The sequence below is a fragment of the Nonomuraea sp. NPDC049649 genome (assembly GCF_040675175.1).
GTDB lineage: Bacteria > Actinomycetota > Actinomycetes > Streptosporangiales > Streptosporangiaceae > Nonomuraea.
Genome location: NZ_JBFAOH010000013.1, coordinates 133,737 through 156,802, shown reverse-complemented (window position 1 = coordinate 156,802; position 23,066 = coordinate 133,737). Strand labels below are relative to the sequence as shown.

The window sequence follows — 23,066 nt, the reverse complement described above, 5'->3', positions numbered from 1 at the left end:
GTCAGAGACGGCGCGGGGTCTGCCGGTGGATCGAGGTGAGCACACCCGCCGCGGCCAGGCAGGCGACCACGGACGATCCCCCGTACGAGACGAACGGCAGCGGGACGCCGACGATCGGCGCCAGGCCGATCACCATGCCCACGTTGATGAACGTCTGCGCGCCGAGCCAGCAGGCGATCCCGGCGGCGGCGAGCGTCCCGTACGGCGAGACCGCCTGCGACGCGATGCGCAGCGCCCGCCAGAGCACCAGCCAGAGCAGGACCAGGATCAGCGCCGACCCGGCGAAGCCGAGCTCCTCCCCCGCCACCGTGAAGACGAAGTCCGTGTGCTGCTCGGGCACGAACCGCCCGGCCGTCTGGTCGCCCTGGAACAGCCCCCGGCCGAACGCCCCGCCGGAGCCGACCGTCACCAGCGCCTGCGCGGCGTTGTAGCCGGCGCCCTGCGGGTCGGCCATCGGGTCGGCGAAGGTGAGCAGCCGCGCCACCTGGTGCGGCTTGAGCAGGCCCAGGAACCAGGCCGCCACCGCCGCCGCCAGGCCCGCCCCCACCAGGAGCAGCAGCCACCGCCAGCGCACCCCGGCGACCAGCAGCATGCCGAACACGGTCACCACGATGATCGCGGCGGTGCCCAGGTCCGGCTGGAGCATGATCAGCCCGAGCGGCACCGCGGCCGCCGCCAGCGCCAGCCCGAGCTGGACGCCGCGCGGGCGCCGGTCCCCGCCGGGCCGCTCGCCGAGCAGGGTGGCGAGCGTGAGCACCAGCACCGGCTTGGCCAGCTCCGACGGCTGCGCCTCCAGCCCGCCGACCGCCAGCCAGGACTGCGCGCCGTTCACGGTCTTGCCCAGCGGGGTCAGCACGGCCGCCAGCGCCAGACAGCTCCCCAGGTAGGCCAGGGGTGTCCAGGTGCGCAGCGTGCCGTGGTCGGCGAGCCCCACCGCGACCATCACGGCCAGCCCGACCAGCACGTTCAGGGCCTGCCGCTTGAGGTACGTCTGCGGGTCACCCCCGTCGACCAGCAGCCGCGGCTGGGTCGCGGACCACACCAGGAGCACGCCGAGCACGCAGAGCGCGACGACCACGGCCAACAGCCGCCAGTCCAGCCGCCGCCACGCCCCGCCCGGCGACCTGCCCCGGAAATCGAGCTCACCCGTGACCCTGCCCAGCAGCCGGCTGTCGAACGATCCGCTGCGGAACGCCGTCAAAACCTCTTCTCCTTCGGCAACGCCGCCTTCTTCCCTTCCAGGCCGTACATGCCGGACCAGATCTCGCGGACCGCCGGGGCCGCGGCCTCCCCGCCGGCTCCGCCCTCCGACACCACGACGACGACCACGTACCGGGGGTCGTCCGCGGGCGCGTACGAGGCGAACCAGGAGGTGTCGGTCTCCCCGAACGCCTCCGCCGTGCCGGTCTTGCCGGCGACGGCCAGCTTCCCGAACGGGAAGCCCGCGAAGGCGCCCGCCGCCGTGCCCGACCTGGGCACCTCGGCGAGCGCGTCGCGCATGTAGGCCAGCGTCTTCTTCGCCACCGGCAGCCGCCCCGCCTCCGGCGGCTCGATCGTGCGCAGCACCCGGCCGTCCGGGCCGCGCACCTCCTTGCCGACGCGCGGGCTGAACAGCGTGCCGCCGTTGGCCAGCGCCGCGTACGCCCTCGCGAGCTGCAACGGGGTGACCAGCACGTCGCCCTGGCCGATGGAGAAGTTGGCCGCGTCACCGGCCCCGTACACGTAGCCCCGCGCGCAGTTCTCCTTCGCGATGGCCTTCAGGTACGCGGCCCGCGCCGGGTCGGTCTCGGCCACCCGGGGGTAGCCCTTGCGGGCCGCCCGGCACGTGTCGGCCTTGGTCTGCTCCCAGAACTTCCGCTTCCACGCCTTGTCCGGCACCCGTCCGGCGGGCTCGCCCGGCAGGTCGATCCCGGTGGGCGCGCCGAACCCGAACGCGCGGGCCATCTCCTGCATCGGCTCCGTGCCCCGCTGCCACATCTGGTGCGCGAACCGGTAGAAGATCGTGTCGCAGGACACCACGAGGGCGCGGTGCAGGTTCATCGGGCCGTGGTTGACGCCGCGGAAGTTGCGGAACTCGCGGTCGCCGATCCGGTACGAGCCGGAGCAGTCGTAGCTGCCGCGCGGATCGTAACCGTCCTCGGCCGCGGCGGCCGTGGAGACGATCTTCCAGGTGGAGGCGGGCGGCCACTGCCCCTGCAGCGCCCTGGACATCAGCGGCGCGTTCCCGCCGGTGAGCCTGCGGTAGGCGGACTCGGCGATGCCGCCCGTCCACACCCCCGGGTCGTAGCCGGGGTAGGAGGCCATCGCGACGACGCGGCCCTCGCGGGCGTCCAGCACCACCGCCGCGCCGGACTCCGCCTTGCGGGCGGCCCGCCGCAGCGCCCGCTCCACCACCCGCTGCACGTCCGCGTCCAGGCTGGTGACCAGCGTCGCCCCGGCCGTGGGCTGCTGCTCGCGCACCGTACGCAGGACCTGGCCCTCGCTGTCGACCACCACCTCGCGCCGGCCCGGCGTGCCGCGCAGCTCCTCCTCGTACGCCGCCTCCAGGCCGTCCTTGCCGACCAGCGTGAGACCGCTCGGATGGTCGCCGTCGCCCGGCGCGACGTAGCCGAGCACGTGCGCGGCCAGCTTCCCGTACGGATGGTCACGCACCGGCTGCGGCTCGGCCGTCACCGCCGGGAACGCCTCCGGTCGCTCCAGGATCTGCGTCGCCACCCGCTCGTCCACGCCCTCCGCCACGGGGATCGGCTGGTACGGCGAGCCCGCCCAGCACGGGCCCTCCACCCCCGGCCCGCACAGCCGCACCCGGTCGGCGATCTCCCGGTACGGGCGGTCCAGCGTCTTCGCCAGCCGCCGCAGCACGCTCTCGCCGCCGCTAGGCAGCCGGCGCAGCGCCGCGCGGTCCACCGCGACCGTCATCGCGGTGCGGTTGCGCACCAGGGGGCGGCCCCGGTCGTCAACGACGCGCCCCCGCACCGGCGGGATGGCGATGTGGCGTACGTGGTCGGCGGCGGCCACGCCGGCGTAGCGGCGGCCGTCCGTGATCTGCACCTGCCACAGGCGTCCGAGCAGGGTCAGGAAGAGAAGGGCCACCATCACGTGCACCAGCAGCAGGCGGGAGGGTGATCGACTTCGCATCCGTGGTCCTCATGATCCGGAAGGGATCCCGGCGGCGCCGGGTGAGCAGCACCCACACCACCGGGGCCAGCGACAACGTGTACGGGAGAGCGGCGAACGGCGGCGGATCCGGCGCGGGCCACCAACCCCCCGGCGCGGCGACCGCCATCGCCCCGACCAGGACCCCGGCAGGCACCCGTGCCAAGACGGGCAACCTGGTGAGGAGCCCGCACGCGTACCCCGCCAGACAGAGCACCAGCGCCGTACGCCCCGCAGGCGGCACCGCGGGCGGCACCACATCGGCGACCAGCCCCACGGCGAACCCCGTGACACTCCCCGTCACCGGCCCGAACGCCAGCCCGGCCACCACCGCCACCAACATCACCAGATCCACCCCGAACGGCAGCCCGGCCACGACGGTGACCTGCAACACCGGCACCAGCAGCACCAGCAACCCCAGCCGCCGCACCGGCGGCTCCCCCGCCGGAATCGCCTCCCCCACCCACCCGCTATCACGCCGCAGCCGCAACAACCTCACCTCCGTGGCCACACCCCAGGAAGAGAGGACGTCGACCCCCGGCCGTGTGCCGGGGAGAGCTCTTGTCACTTGGCATCGGCACGTCCCTTTTCGCTGGCGGTGATCACGCCGACGATGTCGAGCGTGCTGAAGTCGACGGCCGGGCGGACGAGGGCGGTCCGGGTGAGCTGGTCCTTCGGCGGCTCGACCTCGACGATCTCGCCCACCGGGATCCCGGGCGGGTACGGGCGGGAGCGGCGGGAGCCGAGGGTCTCCACCGGCTGCCCGGGTTCGAGGCCGGCGTCGGCGTCGAGGAGGCGGAGCCGCAGCAGGCCGTCGTGTTGGGCGCCGCGGACGCTGCCGATCTCGCGCGACCCGGTCATGCGGACGCCGATGCCCGCGGACGGGTCGGTGGGCAGCATGACCGTCGAGACCGCGGGCCCGGCCGTGACGATCCGCCCGGCCAGCCCGTCGGCCGTCACCACCGCCATGTCCTCCCGCACCCCGTCGCGGGTGCCGGCGTCGATGGTGACCGCGTCCCCTCGTACGGCGATCACCCGGGCGCTGACCAGGGAAAGCCCCGGATGCGCGGCACGGACGGCGGCGCGCTGGTCCTGGGCGGAGCGCTCGGCGCGCGAGGCCCAGAGCGCGGCGGCCAGTTCGGCGTTCTGTTTCTCCAGTTCCCTGACGCGGTCGTCGCCGGGTTTGGCCGCGGCGAGCGCCTGCTGGGCGGGGCCGGTCACGGCGGCGCCCGCGGTGCGCAGGGCGGAGGCGTCGCCGCGCAGGTCGACGGCGATCAGCACGGCGGCGGCGACGACGAGCAGGGCGAGGACACGGAAGGGGCGCGGGCGCATGTCCGTTCTCCGGAAAGGTCGGGGGTCAGCGGCGGGGTTCGGGCATCAGGACGTTCTGGAGGCTGTCGAACTCCTCCACGCACCGCCCCGTGCCGAGCGCCACCGAGTGCAGCGGGTTCTCCGCGGTCGTGATCGGCATGCCGGTCGCCTCGCCGAGCCGCCGGTCCAGGCCGCGCAGCAGCGCGCCGCCGCCGGTGAGCGTGATGCCGGTCTTGACCAGGTCACCGGCCAGTTCGGGCGGGCACTGGTCGAGCGCGGTCTGGACGGCGTCCAGGATGGCGTGGACCGGTTCCTCGATGGCCTCGCGGACCTCGCCCGCCGACAGGGTGACGGTCCTGGGCAGGCCGGTCACCAGGTCGCGCCCGCGCACTTCGGCCGTGGGCTCGTTCTCCTGCGGCCAGGCGAACCCGAGCTCCATCTTGACCTGCTCCGCCGTACGCTCGCCGAGGAGCAGCGCGTGCTCTTTCTTCACGTACGAGACGATCGCGGCGTCGAGTTCGTCACCGCCGACGCGCAGGGAGCGGGCGGTGACGATGCCGCCGAGTGAGATCACGGCGACTTCGGTGGTGCCGCCGCCGATGTCGACGACCATGCTGCCGATGGCCTCGTTGACGGGCAGCCCGGCACCGATGGCGGCGGCCATCGGCTCTTCCAGGATGTAGACCTTGCGCGCGCCCGCGTGGTAGCCCGCCTCTTTGACGGCCCGCTGCTCGACGCCGGTGGTGCCGCTCGGCACGGCCACGACGAGCCGCGGCTGGGCGAGGTAGCGGCGGCGGTGCACCTTCTGGATGAAGTAGCGCAGCATCTGCTCGGCCACTTCCAGCTCGGTGATGACCCCGTCGGCGAGGGGGCGGATGGCGACGATGTGGCCGGGGGTGCGGCCGATCATCTGTTTCGCCTCGGTGCCGACGGCGACGATCTTCTCCGTCCGGCTGTTGACGGCCACGACGGAGGGTTCGTCCAGGACGATTCCCCGGTTGCGGACGTAGACCAGCGTGTTGGCCGTGCCCAGGTCCACCGCCATGTCACGGCCGAGGACGTCCAGCACCGAGCCCATCGCACACCACCCCACCCGTATTCGAGCGCCCCCGGCACGCGCGAACACCGGCATGCTCCAGGGGCGGGAAGCGGTACCGGAGTGCCTCAAGGGTTAGCACTCTCCCCAGGAGAGTGCTAATTCCCTATTTAGCACTACATGTCGGTAGACGCAATCTTGACGACGAAGGTTCGGATCGAGGGTTTTATGTCCGGACATGACGGGGCCGCCGCCGGGTCATCCCCGGTGGCGGCCCCGCCCCCCTCAAACGCCGGGCGCGGTCAGCGCTTGAAGGCGTCCTTGACGTTCTTGACGGCGTCCTTCGCCTTCTCCCCGGCCTGCTTCACCTTGCTCTCCGACTGGTCGGCGCGGCCCTCCGCCTCCAGACTCTCGTCGTCCGTCACCCGGCCTACGCCTTCCTTGGCCCGGCCCTTCATCTCTTCGGCCTTGTTCGAGAACTTGTCGTCGGCGCCCATCAGCCGCCCCCACTTCCTGTCCGGTGAAAGAACCCCCGGCCCCCTATCCGAGCCGGCCGCCCGGAAACGTCAGAGAGCCCGGCCCTCGCGGGGGGCCGGGCTCGCCGCCGGTGCTCACTTGAGGATCGGGTGCCGCCGCACGATGGCCAGCCTGCCGAGGCCGAGGGTCTCGCCGGCGTTGCCCATCGCCAGCCCGGCCAGGACGATCGCGTACACGAGGTGCTCGTCCAGGAACGGGTTGGTGGTCAGCGGGAGCGCCGCCGCCCACATCAGCACCATCATCAGGCCGCCGGCGACGGCCGCGACGCGGGTGCCGACGCCGAGCATGAGCGCGAGGCCGATGCCGAGGAGGCCGGTCATGAACAGCCAGTCCACCCAGGCCTGCCCGGCCAGCGCGGTGAAGAACCCGCCCAGCGCGTTCTCCTCGGTGCCCATCAGGTAGCCGGTGGTGGGGGTGCCGCCGGCCAGCCACGCCTTCTCGGGAGCGGTGGCGAAGCCCAGGCCGAAGGTCTTGTCGAGGAAGGCCCACAGGAAGGTCCAGCCGAGTGCGATCCGCGCGACGGCCCACACGTAGTCGACGGGGCGGCGGTGCGTCGTCGCGGGGGTCTGCACCGGGATGCGGGTCGCGGGCCGGGGGTACGTGGTGGTGGCCATGGCTCCTGCTTTCTGTCGGGGGCCTTTCGCTCTGACCTCAGTCCATCGCATCCGCGAATCCGCAGGCAGAGCCGTACGTCCCCGCCCCGATGGGACCTTGGACCCCGCCCGGGCGGACGTCCGTCCTCATGGGGTATGCACACAGGTGTGGGACCCATCACGATTCAGCGCGTCTACGACCACCAGCCCGCCGAGGGCGCCGTCTTCCTGGTCGACCGGGTATGGCCGCGCGGCGTCCGCAAGGACAGTCTGCGCCTCGACGGCTGGCTGCGCGACGTCGCCCCGTCGAACGAGCTACGCCAGTGGTTCGGCCACCGCCCCGAACGCTTCGCCGAGTTCACCGACCGCTACCGGGCCGAACTCGACGCCGCCCGGGAAGCCCTGCGCCCCCTCCTCGACGCCGCCGCCGCCGGCCCGGTGACCCTCCTCTACTCGGCCAAGGACACCGAACACAACCAGGCCGTCGTCCTCCGCGACTACCTGCTGGAGCACCCCGGCTAGCCGATCAGACCAACACCGGGCGCCGCCTTGGTCCTGTTCGACGATGCCCGCCCCAGGGCCCGGGCGGACACTCGCGACATGATCACACGTCTGTTATGCGTCCTCATCATGGTCGCGGGCGCGCTCGCGGCACCGGGGTCGGCCGCCACCGCCGCCACCGGCTATTCGGCCACCATCCGCTACACCGAGTACGGCATCCCGCACATCACCGCCGACGGCTACGGCGACGTCGGGTTCGGCCAGGGCTACGCCATGGCCCGGGACAACCTGTGCACGCTCGCCAACGGCTACGTGACCGTGCGCGGCGAGCGGTCGCTGTTCTTCGGACCGGACGGGGACGCCTTCGGGGTGGACTCCGAGCCGCTGCACGTGCCCGGCGCCAACGTGTACTCCACGGCCCGGAACAACCTCGACAGCGACGTCTACGTCCGCGGCCTGTTCGCCGGCGGGGTGCTCGCCGATCTGCTCGCCAAGCCGTACCCGCTGGGCTCGCGCGAAGAGGTCAAGGAGATCATGCGCGGCTACGTGGCCGGCTACAACAAGGCCGTCGCCGAGGGCGGCATCACCGACACCCGGTGCGCGGGCGAGCCGTGGGTGCGCGCCATCAGCGAGGAGGACGCCTGGAAGTACGTCTACGTCAGGCTCATGTACGCCGGCCTGGGGCAGGCGGCCATGGGCATCGCCCAGGCCGACGGGGAACACGGCACCGGCTCGCCGGTCGCGCCGAGCGAGGAGGTGGCGTCCGGCGCGGCCCGGAAGATGCTGCGGGAGCGGCAGCTCGGCAGCAACGCGGTCGCGGCCGGCGGCGACCTCTCGGCGCACGGACGCGGCCTGCTGCTGGGCAACCCGCACTTCCCCTGGCACGACGGGCTGCGATTCTGGCAGTCGCACCTAACCATCCCCGGTGAGCTGAACGTGTCGGGCGCTTCGCTGCTCGGCCTGCCGGGTATCCAGATCGGCTACACCGCCGGGGTGGCGTGGAGCCACACGGTCAGCGCCGCCTACCCGTTCGTCGTCTACGACCTGAAGACAGTGCCGGGCACCCCCACCTCCTACTACGTGGACGGCCAGGTCGAGCAGATGACCAGCCGGGACATCGAGGTGCCGGTACCGGGCGGCAGCACGGTGACCCGAAGGATCTGGTACAGCCGGTACGGTCCGGTCACCACCCAGGTGGGACCGCTGCCGCTGCCGTGGGGCGGGCTGCTGGCCTTCAGCGTCGCCGACGCCAACGTGACGAACCTGCGGGCGGTCAACGCCTGGTTCGACTTCAACCACGCGCAGAGCACCGCCGACCTGGACCGGGCGCTCCGCGACAACCAGGGCATCCCGTGGGTGAACACGATCGCCGCCGACTCCGCCGGCGACGCCTACTTCGCCGACATCCAGGTGGTGCCGAACATCTCCGATGCCCAGCTGGCCGACTGCGTCACCGTGCTCGGCCAGGTGACCGCGCTGTACAACCTGACGGTGCTGGACGGCACCCGCACCGCCTGCCTGCCCGGGGACGACCCGGACGCGATCGTGCCCGGCATCTTCGGGCCGGGCAACCAGCCGTCGAAGACCGTGCGCACGTACGTGCAGAACTCCAACGACAGCCCCTGGCTCGTCAACCACTACCCGGGCGACCGGTTCACCACGCTGCCGAAGGCGATGGTCAAGACGGACGTCGCGCAGGACCTGCGGTCCCGGTACGCGCTGACCACCATCCCCGGGATGGGGCAGCTCACCAGGGCCGATCTGGAGGAGCTGCTGTTCTCCAACCGGGTGTACGCGGCCGAGCTGACCAGGGACGACGTGGTGGCGATGTGCCGGAGCATGCCGTTCGGGTTCGCCCCGTCGGCCAAGGGGCCGATCGCGGTCGGCGACTCCTGCGACGTGCTGGAAGACTGGGACCTGCGCAACGACCCCGACAGCTGCGGCGCCCTGCTGTTCCAGCGGTTCTGGGAGCGCGCCACGATCGGCGCCACGCTGCCCGAGCACGCGATCAAGAACCCTTGGCTGACGCCGTTCTCCGCGGCCGACCCGATCGGCACGCCCAGCGGCCTGAACATCACGCCAGGGCACCGCATCGACTTCGGCAACGCGCTGCAGGATCTCAAGGGCGCGGGGATCCCGTACGGCGCGAAGTTCGGCGACCACCACTCCGTGACCCGCAACGGGGTGAAGATCGCCATCCACGGCGGCGGCGGGTCGACCGGTGGCGTCTACAACCTGAACATCTCCGAGTGGGACCCGGCCGCCGGGTACGCGGAGATGCTGCACGGCTCCAGTTATGTCCATGCGGTGTCGTTCGACGGCGGCTCCTGCCCTGACGTGCGCGGCTTCCTGGCGTACTCGCAGTCCGAGAACCCGGCCTCGCCGCACTATGCCGACCAGACGGCCGAGTTCGCCGCCAAGCGGTGGATCACCCAGCGCTTCTGCGAGGCGGACATCCTGGCGTCGCCCGGGCTGCGGACGGTCACCGTGACCGGTTAGCGCAGCCTGGGGACCGACTCCAGCAGGGTCCGGGTGTACGGGTCCCGTGGCGAGCCCATCACCTCGTCCACTGGGCCCTCCTCGACGACCCGTCCCTCGCTCATCACCGCCACCCGGTCGCTCACGTACCGGACGACGGCCAGGTTGTGCGAGATGAACAGCAGCGTGAGGCCCAGCTCGCGCTGGATGTCCTTGACCAGGTTGAGCACCATCCCCTGCACGGACACGTCGAGCGCCGAGGTGATCTCGTCGGCGATCACCACCTCGGGGCGGGCGGCCAGCGCCCTCGCCAGCGCCACCCGCTGCCGCTGTCCCCCGGACAGGTGGCCCGGAAGCCGCTGAGCGTGCGCGGCCTCCAGCCCGACGAGATCCAGAAACCGCGCCACCTCCGCCGCAGCTGCCCCGGGAGGACGCGCGGACGGCCGGGCGAAGAGGCGGCGCCGGGGCAGGGCTTCGGTGATGGCCGCACCGACCGTCATGCGCGGGTCCAGCGAGGAGTACGGGTCCTGGAAGACGAGCTGGACGGCCCGCCGGCGGCCCGGCACGACATGGCCGGCGGCGAGCGGCACCAAGCCGACCGCCGACCGCGCGAGCGTCGACTTGCCGCAGCCGGACTCGCCGACCAGGCCCACCACGGTGCCCGAGGGCACCTCCAGGTCCACACCGCGCACGATCTCCTTGGCCTGCCTGCCGCGCCCCAGCCGCACCCGGACACCGTGGAACTCCAGCGCCGTCACCGCTCGCTCCCTTCCTCCATGACCGTCACCGACTGCCCGGCAACCGGATGCCAGCAACGGACCCCGTTCTCGTCACCCCTCACTCCCTTTCTCCGCGACCGTCACCGACTCCCCGGCAACCGGATGCCAGCAACGGACCCCGTTCTCAAGCGGTGGAGGGGAGGCATGGCAGCGGGAGTCTGCGAGCGGGCAGCGGGGGGCGAACGCGCAGCCGGGCAGGCGTTCCGCCGGTGACGGCATCCTGCCCGGAATCGTGGCCAGCGGCTGCGACCGGTCGGCCGCCATGTCCGGCACCGAGGCCAGCAGCGCCCGCGTGTACGGGTGAGCCGGCCCAGCCCGCAGGCGCTCCACGGTCAGATCCTCGACGATGACGCCCGCGTACATGACCAGAACCCGCGAGCAGAGCTGACCCACCACGGCGAGGTCGTGCGAGATGAGCAGGATGGCCGCCCCGGAACGGTCGCTGACCTCGCGGAGCAGGTCCAGGATCTGCTTCTGTACGGTCACGTCCAGCGCGGTCGTCGGCTCGTCGGCGATGATCACGCGCGGGCTGCCCATCAGTCCCATCGCGATCATGGCCCGCTGCCGCATGCCGCCCGACAGCTCGTGCGGGTACTGCCGGACGACCCGGGCCGCGGCGGCGATGTGCACGTCGGTGAGCCGGGTCACGGCCCGTTCCCAGGCGGCCTTGCGGGACAGCCGCCCGTGCACGCGGGCCACCTCGGCGAGCTGGGTGCCGACCCGCAGCGCCGGGTTGAGCGAGGTCATCGGGTCCTGGAACACCATCGCCGTCTCGCCGGAGCTGATCGTGCCGTGCACCACGCCGGGCGGCTCGATCAGCCCGGCGACGGCCAGTGCGGTGAGCGACTTGCCGGAGCCGGACTCGCCTACCAGGCCGACCCGCTCGCCCGGCTCGAGGCTGAACGACACGCCCTTGACCGGTTCGGCGTCGCCGTACGCGACCCGCAGGTCCTCGACGGTGAGGGCGTCGCCGGGGGCCGGGCGGGCGGAGCGGCCGGCCGCGGGGGCGGCGGTGGCCCGCCCGCCGAACACCTGGGCGGCGAACTCGCCCAGCACGTTGAACGCCAGCCCGGCGAGCGCCACGGCGGCGCCGGGCGCGAGCGCGGCGGCCGGGTTGAGGTAGACGCGGTTGAGTCCTTCGTTGAGCAGCAGCCCCCAGTCGTAGTCGGGCGCCTGCACGCCCAGTCCGAGGAACGACAGCGCGGCGAAGGCCAGCAGCGCGCCGCCCGCGCCGAGCGTGGCCTGGACGATGAGCGGCTCTCCGATGTTCGGCAGGATGTGCCGGAACAGCATCCGCACCCGGCCCACCCCGAGCACCCGGGCCGCGGCGACGAAGTCCCGCCCGGCCACCGAGGCGGCCAGCGTCTGCGTGAGCCGGGCGAACGCCGGCACGCTCGCCAGCCCGATGGCCAGCGCCGCCGAGGTGCCGCCGCTGCCCAGCACCACGGCGAGCACCAGTGCGATCAGCAGCCCGGGGAAGGCCACCACGAGCCCGATGAAGCCGCTGATCAGCCGCCCTGCCCGGCGGCCGAGCACAGCTGGCAGCCCGCCGATCACGAGGCCGCCGCCGACCGCGATCGCGGTGGCGAGCAGCGCCAGCCCGACGGTGAGCCGGGAGGCCACCATGACGCGGGCGAGCACGTCCCGGCCGAGCCCGTCGGTGCCGACCAGGTGCTCGGCGGAGGGCCCCTGGTTGAGCGCCATCGTGTCGGTGCGCACCGCCTCGCCGACCCAGATGATCGGTCCGAGCACGACCATGAACAGCAGGAACGCCAGCGAGGCGACCGCCGCGAAGCCCAGCGGGGTGCGCAGCCTGCGCATGTCAGTCCTCTCGGATCGTGGAACGGGGGTCGAGCTTGCCGAGGGCCACGTCGACCGCGAGGTTCACCAGCAGCACGGCCCCGCCGTAGATGAGCACCACGCCCTGCACGACCGGGTAGTCCTTGGCCTTGATCGCCTCCACCAGCGCGTCGCCGAGGCCGGGCCAGGCGAACACGTTCTCCACCAGCACGCTTCCGGCGATCAGCCCGGAGATGAGGAGACCGCCGATGGTGAGCGCACCGGTGAGCAGGTTCGGCAGCGCGTGCCGCAGGTGGATCAGCCGGGCGGGCAGCCGTTTGGCCCGCGCGGTGCGCAGGTAGTCGGACGAGAGGACGCCGAGCCCTTCCACCCGGACGATCCGGGCGAGCGCGGCGGCCGGTCCGGCGGCCAGTGCCAGCGCGGGCAGCACGTAGTGTTCGGGCCCCATCGCCCCGGTGACGTCCGCGACCGGCAGCAGTTCCAGTGTGACGGCGAACACCACGATCAGCGCCACCGCGAGCAGGAACTCCGGCACCACGGCGAGGAGACCGCTCACCCCGGTGAACACCAGCTCCAGGCCGCGCCGCCGGCCGCCCCTGGTCCACGCGGCGAGCGCCATCCCGACCGGGACCGCGGTGACCATCACGACCGCGAACGCCACCAGCGCCAGCAGCGCGGTGTACGGCAGCCGGTCGGCGATGGTCTGGGCCACCGGCAGCCCGGACACCATCGACTGGCCCAGCTCCCCGGTGAACAGGCCGGTCACGTAGCGTCCGTACTGCTCCCAGATGGGCAAATCCAGGCCGAGCTCGGCGGTACGGGCGGCGATCAGCTCCGGTGAGGCGGTGACGCCCAGCGCGGCCCTGACCGGATCGCCGGGGATGACGTGCACCATCCCGAACGTGGCGGTCACCAGCAGGGCCAGCGAGAGCAGGAAGCGCATCAGGCGCCTGCCCAGGTAAGCGGCCCAGGGATGACTCGTCTGGATGGCCATGGCGGGCATCCTGTCAGCCGCCTCCCCTGGGGGAATCGTGGGATTCGCCCAGAGATGGAACCCCGATATGTCAGGTGTCACAAGGACTCGTCGATATCCACCGGGATATTTCGTGGCTTCGTCGGATCCCACGATGACCACTTCTCGCCACGGGACCACGCTGGCCCGTATCCGCAACACTTGGATGGGAGACGATATGCGCGCTCGCCTGCTCGGGCTGCTGTGCGCGGTGGCCCTGACGTCCGCGGCGTGCGGGACCTCCGGGTCCGGCGAGGAGCCCGCGCCCGCGGGCACGGGCCGCTACGCCGAGAGCGCCACGTTCACGATGGCCATCCTGGAACCCGGCGACCTGAACCCGCTGATGACCGCCCTGTCCGAACCCCGGCAGGTCGCCTCCTTCCTGTACGACACGCTCGTCTCGTACCAGGACGACGGCACGGTCCTGCCCGGCCTGGCCACCGAGTGGCAGGACACGGCCACGTCGGTGGAGTTCACCCTGGCCAAGGGCGTCACCTGCGCCGACGGCTCGCCGCTGACGGCCGGGGACGTGGCCGGTAGCGTGAACTTCATCGCGGACGAGGCCAACTCGTCCCAGCTCCGCGGCCTGTACGTGCCCGCCGACATGAAGGCCACCGCGGACGAGGCGGCCGGCAAGGTGACGATGACGGTGGAGACGCCGGATCCGTTCCTGCTGCGCAGGCTGTCGTCGGTGTTCATCGTCTGCGGCAAGGGGCTGACCGACCCCGACGGGCTTAAGGCCGGCAAGCACGGCACCGGCCTCTACCAGATCACCGAGTCCGTGGCCGACGACCACTACACGATGACCCGGCGCCCCGAGTACACGTGGGGCCCGGGCGGGGTCACCGCCGAGGAGCCGGGCCTGCCGGAGCAGGTCGTGCTCAAGGTGGTCAAGAACGAGACCACCGCGGCGAACCTGCTCCTGGGCAACCAGCTCAACGCGGCCGCCGTGATCGGCCCCGACCGGGCGCGGCTGGACCAGAAGCAGCTGTTCAAGAGCGAGATCCGGCTCATGTTCGGCGAGTACACGTTCAACCAGGCCGAGGGCCGGCCCACCCGGGACGAGAGAGTGCGGCAGGCGCTGACCGCGGCACTGGACCTGGACGAGCTCGCCAGGGTGGCGACCGGCGGCACCGGTGTCCGGCCGGACGGGCTGAGCATGCAGCCGCGGATCTGCCCGGACGTGACCACCACGGCGCTGCCCGCGCACGACCCGGCCAGGGCGGCGGCCCTGCTGGACGAGGCCGGCTGGGTCAAGGGCGCCGACGGCGTCCGGGCCAAGGACGGCGAGAAGCTGGAGGTCACCTTCCTCTACCTGACCGAGCACGGCGACCCCGGCAAGTCGGCGGCGGAGCTGATCAAGCAGAAGTGGACGGAGCTGGGCGTGCCCACCGAGCTGTCGCAGATCCCCAGTTCTCAGCTCGGCGGCGTGAACGACGGCTCCACCGACTGGGACGCCGGGTGGATCCAGGTGAACGTGCCGCTGCCCAGCATGATCGTGCCCTTCCTGTCCGGTGAGGGCCCGCCCAAGGGCGCCAACTGGTCGTCCATTCAGAACGCCGACTACGACCGGCTGGTGGCGGAGGCCGCCGGGACCACCGGCGACGAGAGCTGCGCCGCGTGGAACGACGCGGAGAAGGCGCTGTTCGCCAAGGCGGACATCGTGCCCTTCGCCGACATGACCAGCCCGCTGTACGGCAACGGCGCGGAGTTCGGCCGCCTGGGCGGCGCGTTCGCGCCGAGCACCATCCGCATGGTGAACAAGTAGGACGGAGGAGCGCCGTGCCTTCAGAGAAGGGCGCGGCGCCTTCGTCATGAGTACAGGCGTAACTGCAGGGCCATGGCCAGCCTGGCATCCGGGTCGGCCAGGTCCAGCCCGGAGATCGCGGCCAGCCGGCGCAGCCGGTAGCGGAACGTGTTCTGGTGCACCCGGACAACCTGGGCGGCGGCTTGCACGTTACCCAGGCAGTCCAGATACGCCTTGAGCGTGGCGACCAGATCCGTGCCGTGCTCGGCGTCGTACGCGACCAGCTTCTGGTACGGGCCGGCGGGCGGTTGCTCCTCGGCCGCCACCAGGTCGCCGAGCTGCAGCAGCAGCGACTCGAAGTACACCTCGGTGTACGAGGCGGCCACCCCGGACGCACCCCGCGCCCGCAGCACGCGCAGCGCCCGGGCCGCGTCCGCCCGTGACCTGCCCACCTCGGCCAGGGTGCCCACCAGCCGGCCCACGCCGATCGCGGCGGGGAAGCGCCGGCCGGTCCGCGCCAGGAAGCTCTCGGCCACCTTTACCGCCCGCTGCTCGGCGTCGGCCCCCTGCGCGTGCAGCGGCAGGACCGCGTACGCGATGCCGCCGACGAGGGCCGCGGCGGCGTGCGGGTGCATGGCGCCGACGTGCAGCGCCAGCGCGTCGCAGAACCGCTGCCGCTCCCCCTCCCGCCCGGCCGCGTCCTCGAAAGCGCTCTCGTCCAGCCCCGCGGCCAGCACGCAGACCCGCTCGGTGGCGATGCCCAGCCGGGCGGCCGCGTCGGCGGCGTCCCGGCCGCCCTCCAGCACCGTGGAGAGCAGGTCGGCGCGGAGCCTCCGCTGCGCGTCCGCGCCGGCCCGCTGCCGCAGCAGGTGCAGTGCCACGATCTTGGCGGCGTCGCCGAACGCCCGCCGCCGGTGCTCGGGGAGCGGCCCCGGCACGGTCGCCCACATCGAGCCGAGGATCTCGTCACCGGCCCGCACCGCGATCGCGGTGCGGGGCAGCATGCCGCCGCCCAGGTCGAAGAAGATCGGATCGCGGCTCTGGTAGAGCTCGCGGTAGACGCCGCGTTCCTCCTGCATCCGCTGGTATTTCTCGGGCACCTTGCGCCCGAGCACGGTCTCCACCCGGGCCTGGTCGGACTCGTCTTGGCGGCCAGAGAAGGCGAGCACCCGCGACGACCGGTCCTCGATCGTGATCGGCGCGTCGAGCAGCTCGCACACCGCGTTCGCCAGCGTGAACAGGTCATCGGCGATCTCCGCCGGGTCTCCAGGGTCGCCCACGTCGCCCTCGGCGAGCAGCGACCGGAGCAGAGCGGCCACCTGCGCCCAGGACGCGGCCCTGGTCAGGCCGAGCAGCACCACCCCGGTCTCCAGCACCTTGGCGCGCACCGCCTCGTCCACCGCGACCGGGGACTTGACCACCAGGCCGGCGGCGCCGGCGGCGCCGAGCGCCGACAGCAGCGCGCAGATCCGGTCGCCGCCTTCCACTCCCACGCCGAGCAGTATCGTGCCCGGCGGCACCTCCGGGTCGTCCAGCGGGTCGTAGATCTGCACCGTGGACACCTGGACCTCCACGTCGCCCGCGGAGGCGACGACTTCCAGCAGCGTGGAGCCGAGGTCGTCAAGTATGCGGCCGAGAGTCGTCAACCCGAGTCCCATCCCCCAGGACATACCAGCCGTCCCGGGCCACGTCGACTATCACCAGCCCCGCTTCCCAGGCGGTGAGCAGCGCCTCGCGCACGGCGTACCGCCAGCGCCGGGCGGTCGCGGGCGACTCGGCGCGCAGCCGCTCCACGTCACGCGGCATCGCCACCGCCAGCCGCATGCCCGGCTCCGGCTTCGCGCCGGTGCGCACCGGTTCCTCGCCGTCCCGGTCCAGCAGGACCAGCGCGCGGGCCAGGTCCGGCTCCGGCCGCGGGCCCGGCTCGGCCGCCAGGTCCCACTCGACGTAGATGCGGTCGGTGGCCTCGCCCGCGTTGATCGCGTCGCGCATGGCGCCGTAGAAGTTCGGCAGGTACGCACCGGCTCGGGCGCCCAGCTTGTGGAAGTTGAGGTAGGCGTTCCTGCTGACCAGCGGGTCGAACGTCCACGACACCTGGTGGACGCCCCGGGCCAGCGCCCACGCTCGCTGGTGCTTCTTGAGCGCGTATCCGGTGCCGCCGCGGGCATCGGGCAGCACGCCGGTGATGTGCGAGTGCAGGTGGCCGTCGGCGGCGAAGAAGCCGACCGAGACGCCGATCAGCTCGCCGCCGGACCGGGCGCCCGCCACGTACCCGCCGACGTGCGCGATGGTACGGATCAGCCCCGCCTCCAGGATCTCCCTGCGCCAGATCCTCCCGATCAGTTCGGCGCCCCTCTGGTGCTCGTCGATCGCGGTCAGCTCGGCGACGGAGAGCGTCACGAGACCTTGGGGGTCGAACGTACGCCGAAGTACAGGTACGGCGTGCCGTCGGGCAGCCTGTAGAAGGCTCCGCGGGCCCAGACCCGGTCGCCGGGCCGCCGGGCCAGGAAACCGCCGCCGTCGCCCGGCACGAGGTCGAAGTGCAGAGGCGGCTGCAGGTCGGCGAGTTCACCGATGTTCTCGTACGTGAGACGCCCGTTCCCGACCGTGAGCCGGACGCCCGTACGCTCGTAGACGCCCTCGTACGAATCGAGACCACCTCCCGCCGGAGGGCCGGGCGCGGGCGGCGCCGGCGGCCGGAGCCCGCACAGCTTCGGGAACAGGCCGCGGGCCACGGCCTGGATGAGGCCGTCGCTGTCGCCGCCGTTGCACAGCAGGGCGACGACGGTGCCGAGGTCGGGCACCACCCAGAGCATGGCGGCCTGCCCGATCGTGTTGCCGCCGTGCAGCCAGACAGGTGCGCCGTCCCAGGCGTCGACGATCCAGCCGAGCCCCCAGTGGCTGCCGTAGACGTGGCAGGGCGGCTCGACTCGGGGCCGTGCCATGGCCTCGACGCTCGCCCGGTCCAGCACCCTGGCCTCCAGAAAGCTGCGGCCGAAGCGCACCAGGTCGGCGGCGGTGGAGCAGATCTGGCCCGCCGGGCTGTTGGAGCGTGGCATGGCCCAGGTGGGTGTGGGCTCGCCGGCCTCGCCCAGGTGGCCGGTGGCGCTGCGGAAGCGCAGCACGTCCTCCGGCAGCGTCCAGGTGTGGGTGAGCCCGAGCGGTTCGATCAGCTGCTCGCGCAGCGCCGCGTCCCACACCTGGCCGGTGACCACCTCGATCACGCGACCGGCCACGGAGAACGCGCCGTTGCTGTAGGAGTGGGTGACGCCGACCGGGTGGGTCAGCGGCCGCGCGGCGAGCGCGGTGACGTACGCGGACAGGCAGTCGTCGCCGCGCCCCGTGTCGTGGAAGAAGTCCCCGTCGAGGCCGCTGGTGTGGCAGAGCAGGTGCTCGATCCGGATGCCGTGCCCGATCTCGGGCAGTACGTCGGCGACCGGGGTGTCCAGCGACAGTTCACCCCGCTCGGCCAGGAGCATGATCTGGGCCGTCGTCCAGATCTTGGTCACCGAGCCGATCTGGAACAGGGATTCGGGCGTCACCTCCACTCCAGTGCTCCGGTTGAGCAGCCCGGCCGCCTCCTGGTGGATCTCGCCCCCGTGCCAGTAGGCCAAGGAAGCCCCGGGCACCCGGAACTCCTCGATCAGTTCAGCCAGCCTCTTGGTCATGCCCGCACGCTAGGCGGTGGTCCGTACGGCGCTCATCGTCGTTTCGCACCAACAGGAGTCACCCTCTTGGGTCGGTCATCACAAGATATCCAGACTTTTCACGTGTTGGGTGGTCGTTATGATCGATCTGGTGTTGCGGGGCGGGACCGTGCACGACGGGCTCGGCTCCCCGGGCGTGACCGCCGACGTGGCGATCGATGGGGGCCGGGTGGTCGCCGTCGGCGGGGACCCGGGCGCCGCCCGGCGGGTGCTGGACGTGACCGGACTGATCGTGGCTCCCGGCTTCGTGGACGCGCACGCCCACTCGGACCTGGTGCCGCTGATGCCGGAGCCGCAGCCGTTCAAGCTGCTGCAGGGCGTCACCACGGAGATCAACGGCAACTGCGGCTTCTCGTACGCGCCGGACGCGACCGGGATCGAGGAGCTGACCGGCGAGCCGGTGCCGGACTGGACGTTCGCCGAGTATCTGGCGGCGATCTCCCAAGCGGGGCCCGCCAACCACGTGGCGACGCTGGTCGGCCACTCGACGCTGCGCGGCGCGGTGGCGGGTTTCCGCCCGGAGCTGCGCCCCGGCGAGCTGGCGCGGATGTGCGAGCTGGCCGCCGAGGCGTTCGAGGCCGGGGCGTGCGGGCTGTCCAGCGGACTCATCTACCCGCCCGGCAGCTACGGCGACACCGAAGAGCTCGTCGAGCTGGCCCGGGTCGCGCACCGCTACGGCGTCCCGTACGCCACACACCTGCGCGACGAGGGCTCGGCGCTGGGCCGGGCGCTGGACGAGGCGATCGAGATCGCCCGCAGGGCCCGGGTCCGGCTGCAGGTGTCGCACTGCAAGGTCGCCGGGAGACGCAACCACGGCGGAGCCGGGATACTGCTGGACAAGCTGCGCGAGGCCCGCGTGTCGGGAGTGGACGTGCGCGGCGACCAGTACCCGTACACGGCCGGGTCGACCGTCCTGGCGGCGCTGCTGCCCCCGTCGGCGATGGCTGGCGGCGACGTGCGCGAACTGCTCGGCTCCCCCGCGGAGCGGGCCCGGCTGCGGGCCGTCGCCGAAGCGGGCGGCACCGGCGCCGGCCTGTGGCAGGACTCCACCCCGGCCGGCGTCCTGGTCACCTCGCACGCCGGCGGCTCGGCCGCCGGGCGCTCGCTGGCCGACCTGGCCGGCGGCGGCGACCCGTGGGAGACGCTCTGCGACCTGGTGGCCGCGGATCCGGCCGCGCAGATGGTCGTCGAGCTGATGGCCGAGGAGGACGTGGTCGAGATCATGGGCGACCCGCTGATCGGCATCGGCTCGGACAACGGCCCGCCTGTCGGCCTGGAGCATCCCCGCACGTGGGGGTGCTTCCCCCGCTTCCTGGGCGAATACGTACGGGAACGCGGGGTGGTCGGCTGGCCCGAGGCGATCAGGAAGGCGACCTCGGCCACCGCGGACCAGTTCGGGCTGCGCGGGCGCGGCTGGCTGGGCGTGGGAGCGTACGCGGACGTCTGCGTCTTCGACCCTGCCGAGGTGGGCCACGCGGGCAGCTACGCCGCCCCGGACGCCCGGCCGTCCGGAGTCACGCACGTCTTGCTGGAAGGGCAGGTGGTGGTGGATTCCACAGAGTTCACCGGCGAGCGCCGCGGCCGCGTCCTGCGGGCATGACAACGATATTCAAACGGAGTGCGGAGGGCCCGTTGTGCGGCGGGGATGATCGGGTAAGTCTGCTGCCATGCCCGAAGCGCGCGACGACGGAACGTTACTGAGCGGACGCTACCGGATACGGTCCGAGCTGGGCCGCGGCGGCATGGGCACGGTCTGGCGGGCCTACGACGAGCTGCTGGACCGGGAGGTGGCGGTCAAGGAGCTGTCGGTGCCGTCCTCGCCGCCGGAGCAGCGCGAGGTGCTGATAGAGCGGACGATGCGGGAGGCGCGGATCGCCGCGCGGCTGCACCATCCCGGCATCGCCGCCGTGTACGACGTGGTGCTGGCCGACGAGCGGCCGTGGATCGTCATGCAGCTGGTGCGGTCGCGGAGCCTGGCCGACGAGATCTACGACCGGGGCCCGCTGACGGTGCCGACCGTGACCAGGATCGGGCTGGAGGTGCTGGCGGCGCTGAGGGCCGCGCACGCCGCCGGGGTGCTGCACCGCGACATCAAGCCGGCCAACATCCTGCTCACCGCCGACGGTCACGCGGTGCTGACCGACTTCGGGCTGGCCACCACGATCGACGACGACAGCGCCGCGCTCACGCAGCAGAACATGGTGATGGGGACGCCCGCCTATCTGGCTCCGGAGCGGGCGGCGGGCGGGCGGGCGAGCGCGCTGTCCGACGTGTGGTCGCTGGGGGCCACGCTCTACACGGCGGTGGAGGGGCGGGCGCCGTTCGGGCAGGGCGGCGGCCGGCTCGACACGCTGAACGCGGTGCTGACCCGCGATCCGGCACCCTTCGAGCGGGCCGGCGAGCTGGAGCCGGTGCTGCGGGCCATCCTGGTGAAGGATCCGGCCGAGCGGGCGGACGCGGCGCGGGTGGAGGAGCTGCTGCGGCAGGTGCCCGGCCGGGCCAAGGGCGTGCGGCCCGCCGCGCCGCGGGCGCCGGTCGCGCCCCGGGTGCTGCGGCTGGTCGCCTCCCGGTGGCGGGAGGCCGCCGCGACGGCCGCCCTGGTCGCCACCGTGATCGCCACCGTCTCTCTGCACGCGGCTACCGAGCCGCGGCGGCATGCCCAGCCCGTTCCGCGGCCGGCGAGCGACTCCCCCACCGCCGTCCTCCGTTCCGAGCCCTCCTCGGCGCGTCCCCGTACCGAGATCACTCGTACGGAGCGCACCACCACGAGAGAGGCCCCCGCGAGAGAGACCGCACCGAAGCGCACCGCCGCGCCCGCCACGAGGGCCACGCGCGCGGCCCAGAACCAGGGGCGGGTCCGCACCAAGACCCCGGGCAAGTCCCAGCCGCGGGGCAAGGCGAAGGGGCACTACAAGTGATCACCAGTTGGCGGGCAGGCCCGGGGTGGTGGCGGGCAGTTCGTGGCCCGGCGGGTGGATGAGGTAGACGATGCCGCCGCTGCTGGAGCTGCGCAGCCAGACGTTCTCGAAGGCGGCCCGGGGGTAGACGCGGCGGACGGCCGCGTTGGTGGGTGACGACGGGTCGTTGGCGATGACGTCGCCGTCGCCGGTGAAGCCGATCACCACCATGATGTGGCCGTTCGTGCCGTATCCGGCGCCGGGCAGCTCGTGCTCCTCGAACGACTGCGAGGTGATCACCGGGATGCCCGCGCTGATCAGCCGCTCCAGCTCGGTGAGGGTGCGCAGCCGGGTGACGAAGCCGTCCAGGCCGTAGCGGCCCGCGTAGGCGATGTTGAACGGCCAGTTGCCGGCGCCTCCGTAGGCGTGGTCGTAGGTGTGGCGGGCGGCGTAGTCGACCTCGGGGTCGGGGTCGGACGGGTCCACCCAGGAGGTGTCCTCCTCGCTCGGCCAGCGGCCCCAGTAGCCCAGCACCATCGTGGCCGAGGTGGGGCTGCACCACGCCTGGCCGCCGCCGTTCCACTCGGGGTAGTGGCCGGCGTGGACGCTCTGGGAGCGGCGCGGCACGTCCAGCTCGGTGCCCCAGGCGCCGCCGCCGGGGCTCACCGGCACGCTCTCGCGTTCTGGTACGTGCGAGGCCATCGCCCCCAGGGTGCGCACGCGCGGCACGACGGAGGAGCCGGGGGTGCGGTAGAGGGTGACGCGGAGCTGGTAGGCGGAGATCCTGCGGGCCGCGACGAGCGTGTCGACGGCCACCCGGGCGTCGTCGTCGCGCTGGCCGGGCACCGACGTGCGGCGGATGTCGCCCTCGCCGTAGGCCCAGCGGCCGAGCACGTACCAGCGGGTCAGGCCGGTGGCGTTGCGGGCCCGCGCCTCGATCTGCACCCAGCTGCCCGCCGGGACGTCGGCCGTCCAGGAGGCGATCAGCTCGGTGGCGGGGAACTCCAGCGACCGTTCGGGGCCGGTCCAGCGGGCGTACTCCCAGGTCCTGGTGCCGAGCGCGTCGGTGTAGGTGGTGGTGCCCGCGGCGGCGGCGAAGGCCAGCCCGTCGCCCGCGACGGTGCCTTCGCCGGTCCCGGCGGTGAAGTCGGCCCGTTTGAAGACGACGTCGGCGGCGCCTCCCGCGGGTTTCTTCGGAGCCGCCTCGGCGGGCGCGGTGAGCGCGGTCGCCAGCAGGACGGTGGAGAGGAACGCGGTCAGCGAGCGCATGGACCAACCTTCGAGGAGGACGCGGTCAGGTCCGCTGACCTTAGGTGCGCTCCGCGGGTCGCACATCGGCGAATCTACCGATTTCGTGAGATCGAGTACGTCTTCCCCTTTAGGAAAGTTTCCCGATGCTATGCCCGTCATCGCCGGTGGATCTGACGGGAATTTGAACCTCTTCGGCCCTGCCGCTCCCCCACCTGACGTGCGGATGGGACCAGCATGGCTACGCGGCGTGAACGCGCCGTC

Annotated in this window: 19 protein-coding genes; 6 read left to right on the top strand and 13 right to left on the bottom strand. The window is 72.7% G+C overall.

The window, feature by feature from the left end; all coding sequences use genetic code 11:
* Position 1 precedes the first annotated feature (1 nt).
* Positions 2-1,201 (bottom strand): rod shape-determining protein RodA, encoded by a 1,200-nt coding sequence (rodA, locus tag AB0J42_RS19340; RefSeq protein ID WP_364296130.1) that lies wholly within the window; start codon positions 1,199-1,201, stop codon positions 2-4.
* Complete coding sequence (mrdA, locus tag AB0J42_RS19335; protein WP_364296128.1) at positions 1,198-3,138, bottom strand: penicillin-binding protein 2; 1,941 nt, start codon at positions 3,136-3,138, stop codon at positions 1,198-1,200. Before mrdA ends, rodA begins: the two co-directional genes overlap by 4 nt.
* 41 nt (positions 3,139-3,179) lie before the next feature.
* On the opposite strand from mrdA, the gene AB0J42_RS19330 reads away from it, so the two are divergent.
* Positions 3,180-3,758, top strand: a complete 579-nt coding sequence (locus AB0J42_RS19330) for a hypothetical protein (RefSeq protein WP_364296126.1) — start codon at positions 3,180-3,182, stop codon at positions 3,756-3,758.
* Here the strand turns inward: AB0J42_RS19330 and mreC are convergent.
* The 4 genes from mreC to AB0J42_RS19310 form a co-directional block, all read right to left on the bottom strand.
* Complete coding sequence (mreC, locus tag AB0J42_RS19325; protein WP_364296124.1) at positions 3,721-4,488, bottom strand: rod shape-determining protein MreC; 768 nt, start codon at positions 4,486-4,488, stop codon at positions 3,721-3,723. The two genes, AB0J42_RS19330 and mreC, sit on opposite strands and share 38 nt — an antisense overlap.
* 25 nt (positions 4,489-4,513) lie before the next feature.
* On the bottom strand, positions 4,514-5,545 hold the full coding sequence (locus AB0J42_RS19320; protein ID WP_364296122.1) for a rod shape-determining protein: 1,032 nt from the start codon (positions 5,543-5,545) through the stop codon (positions 4,514-4,516).
* 260 nt (positions 5,546-5,805) lie between these two features.
* The gene (locus tag AB0J42_RS19315; protein WP_364296120.1) at positions 5,806-6,000 is read right to left on the bottom strand and encodes a CsbD family protein; all 195 of its coding nucleotides are present in this window, start codon (positions 5,998-6,000) and stop codon (positions 5,806-5,808) included.
* Positions 6,001-6,114: 114 nt separating this feature from the next.
* Positions 6,115-6,654 carry a hypothetical protein gene (locus AB0J42_RS19310; RefSeq protein ID WP_364296118.1) on the bottom strand — a complete coding sequence of 180 codons (540 nt, stop codon included), beginning with the start codon at positions 6,652-6,654 and terminating at the stop codon, positions 6,115-6,117.
* A 147-nt stretch (positions 6,655-6,801) separates the two neighbouring features.
* On the opposite strand from AB0J42_RS19310, the gene AB0J42_RS19305 reads away from it, so the two are divergent.
* Positions 6,802-7,155 carry a DUF488 family protein gene (locus AB0J42_RS19305; RefSeq protein WP_364296116.1) on the top strand — a complete coding sequence of 118 codons (354 nt, stop codon included), beginning with the start codon at positions 6,802-6,804 and terminating at the stop codon, positions 7,153-7,155.
* Between the two features lie 78 nt (positions 7,156-7,233).
* On the top strand, positions 7,234-9,633 hold the full coding sequence (locus AB0J42_RS19300) for a penicillin acylase family protein (RefSeq protein WP_364296114.1): 2,400 nt from the start codon (positions 7,234-7,236) through the stop codon (positions 9,631-9,633).
* On the opposite strand, the gene AB0J42_RS19295 is transcribed toward AB0J42_RS19300, so the two are convergent.
* The 3 genes from AB0J42_RS19295 to AB0J42_RS19285 all read right to left on the bottom strand — a co-directional run bounded on the left by AB0J42_RS19295 (position 9,630) and on the right by AB0J42_RS19285 (position 13,185).
* Complete coding sequence (locus AB0J42_RS19295; protein ID WP_364296112.1) at positions 9,630-10,370, bottom strand: ATP-binding cassette domain-containing protein; 741 nt, start codon at positions 10,368-10,370, stop codon at positions 9,630-9,632. The genes AB0J42_RS19300 and AB0J42_RS19295 overlap by 4 nt on opposite strands.
* A gap of 72 nt (positions 10,371-10,442) precedes the next feature.
* On the bottom strand, positions 10,443-12,212 hold the full coding sequence (locus tag AB0J42_RS19290; protein WP_364296110.1) for a dipeptide/oligopeptide/nickel ABC transporter permease/ATP-binding protein: 1,770 nt from the start codon (positions 12,210-12,212) through the stop codon (positions 10,443-10,445).
* Between the two features lies 1 nt (position 12,213).
* Positions 12,214-13,185 (bottom strand): ABC transporter permease, encoded by a 972-nt coding sequence (locus AB0J42_RS19285; RefSeq protein ID WP_364296108.1) that lies wholly within the window; start codon positions 13,183-13,185, stop codon positions 12,214-12,216.
* A 196-nt stretch (positions 13,186-13,381) separates the two neighbouring features.
* Between AB0J42_RS19285 and AB0J42_RS19280 the strand changes: the two genes are divergently transcribed.
* Positions 13,382-14,971 carry an ABC transporter substrate-binding protein gene (locus tag AB0J42_RS19280; RefSeq protein ID WP_364296106.1) on the top strand — a complete coding sequence of 530 codons (1,590 nt, stop codon included), beginning with the start codon at positions 13,382-13,384 and terminating at the stop codon, positions 14,969-14,971.
* A gap of 44 nt (positions 14,972-15,015) precedes the next feature.
* Here the strand turns inward: AB0J42_RS19280 and AB0J42_RS19275 are convergent, their stop codons facing one another.
* Genes AB0J42_RS19275 through AB0J42_RS19265 form a run of 3 tightly spaced genes read right to left on the bottom strand, consistent with a single transcriptional unit; the run spans position 15,016 to position 18,618 of the window.
* The gene (locus tag AB0J42_RS19275; protein ID WP_364296104.1) at positions 15,016-16,608 is read right to left on the bottom strand and encodes a helix-turn-helix domain-containing protein; all 1,593 of its coding nucleotides are present in this window, start codon (positions 16,606-16,608) and stop codon (positions 15,016-15,018) included.
* Positions 16,571-17,350 carry a GNAT family N-acetyltransferase gene (locus tag AB0J42_RS19270; protein ID WP_364296102.1) on the bottom strand — a complete coding sequence of 260 codons (780 nt, stop codon included), beginning with the start codon at positions 17,348-17,350 and terminating at the stop codon, positions 16,571-16,573. Before AB0J42_RS19270 ends, AB0J42_RS19275 begins: the two co-directional genes overlap by 38 nt.
* The gene (locus tag AB0J42_RS19265) at positions 17,347-18,618 is read right to left on the bottom strand and encodes a serine hydrolase domain-containing protein (RefSeq protein WP_364296100.1); all 1,272 of its coding nucleotides are present in this window, start codon (positions 18,616-18,618) and stop codon (positions 17,347-17,349) included. The genes AB0J42_RS19270 and AB0J42_RS19265 overlap by 4 nt, the downstream gene beginning before the upstream one ends.
* Before the next feature lie 118 nt (positions 18,619-18,736).
* On the opposite strand from AB0J42_RS19265, the gene AB0J42_RS19260 reads away from it, so the two are divergent.
* Positions 18,737-20,257, top strand: a complete 1,521-nt coding sequence (locus AB0J42_RS19260) for a D-aminoacylase (RefSeq protein WP_364296098.1) — start codon at positions 18,737-18,739, stop codon at positions 20,255-20,257.
* 67 nt (positions 20,258-20,324) lie between these two features.
* Entirely contained in the window at positions 20,325-21,575 is a 1,251-nt protein-coding gene (locus AB0J42_RS19255) for a serine/threonine-protein kinase (protein WP_364296096.1), read from the top strand.
* Here AB0J42_RS19255 and AB0J42_RS19250 read toward each other — a convergent pair whose 3' ends face one another.
* On the bottom strand, positions 21,576-22,823 hold the full coding sequence (locus AB0J42_RS19250) for a C39 family peptidase (protein WP_364296094.1): 1,248 nt from the start codon (positions 22,821-22,823) through the stop codon (positions 21,576-21,578).
* Positions 22,824-23,066: the final 243 nt, after the last annotated feature.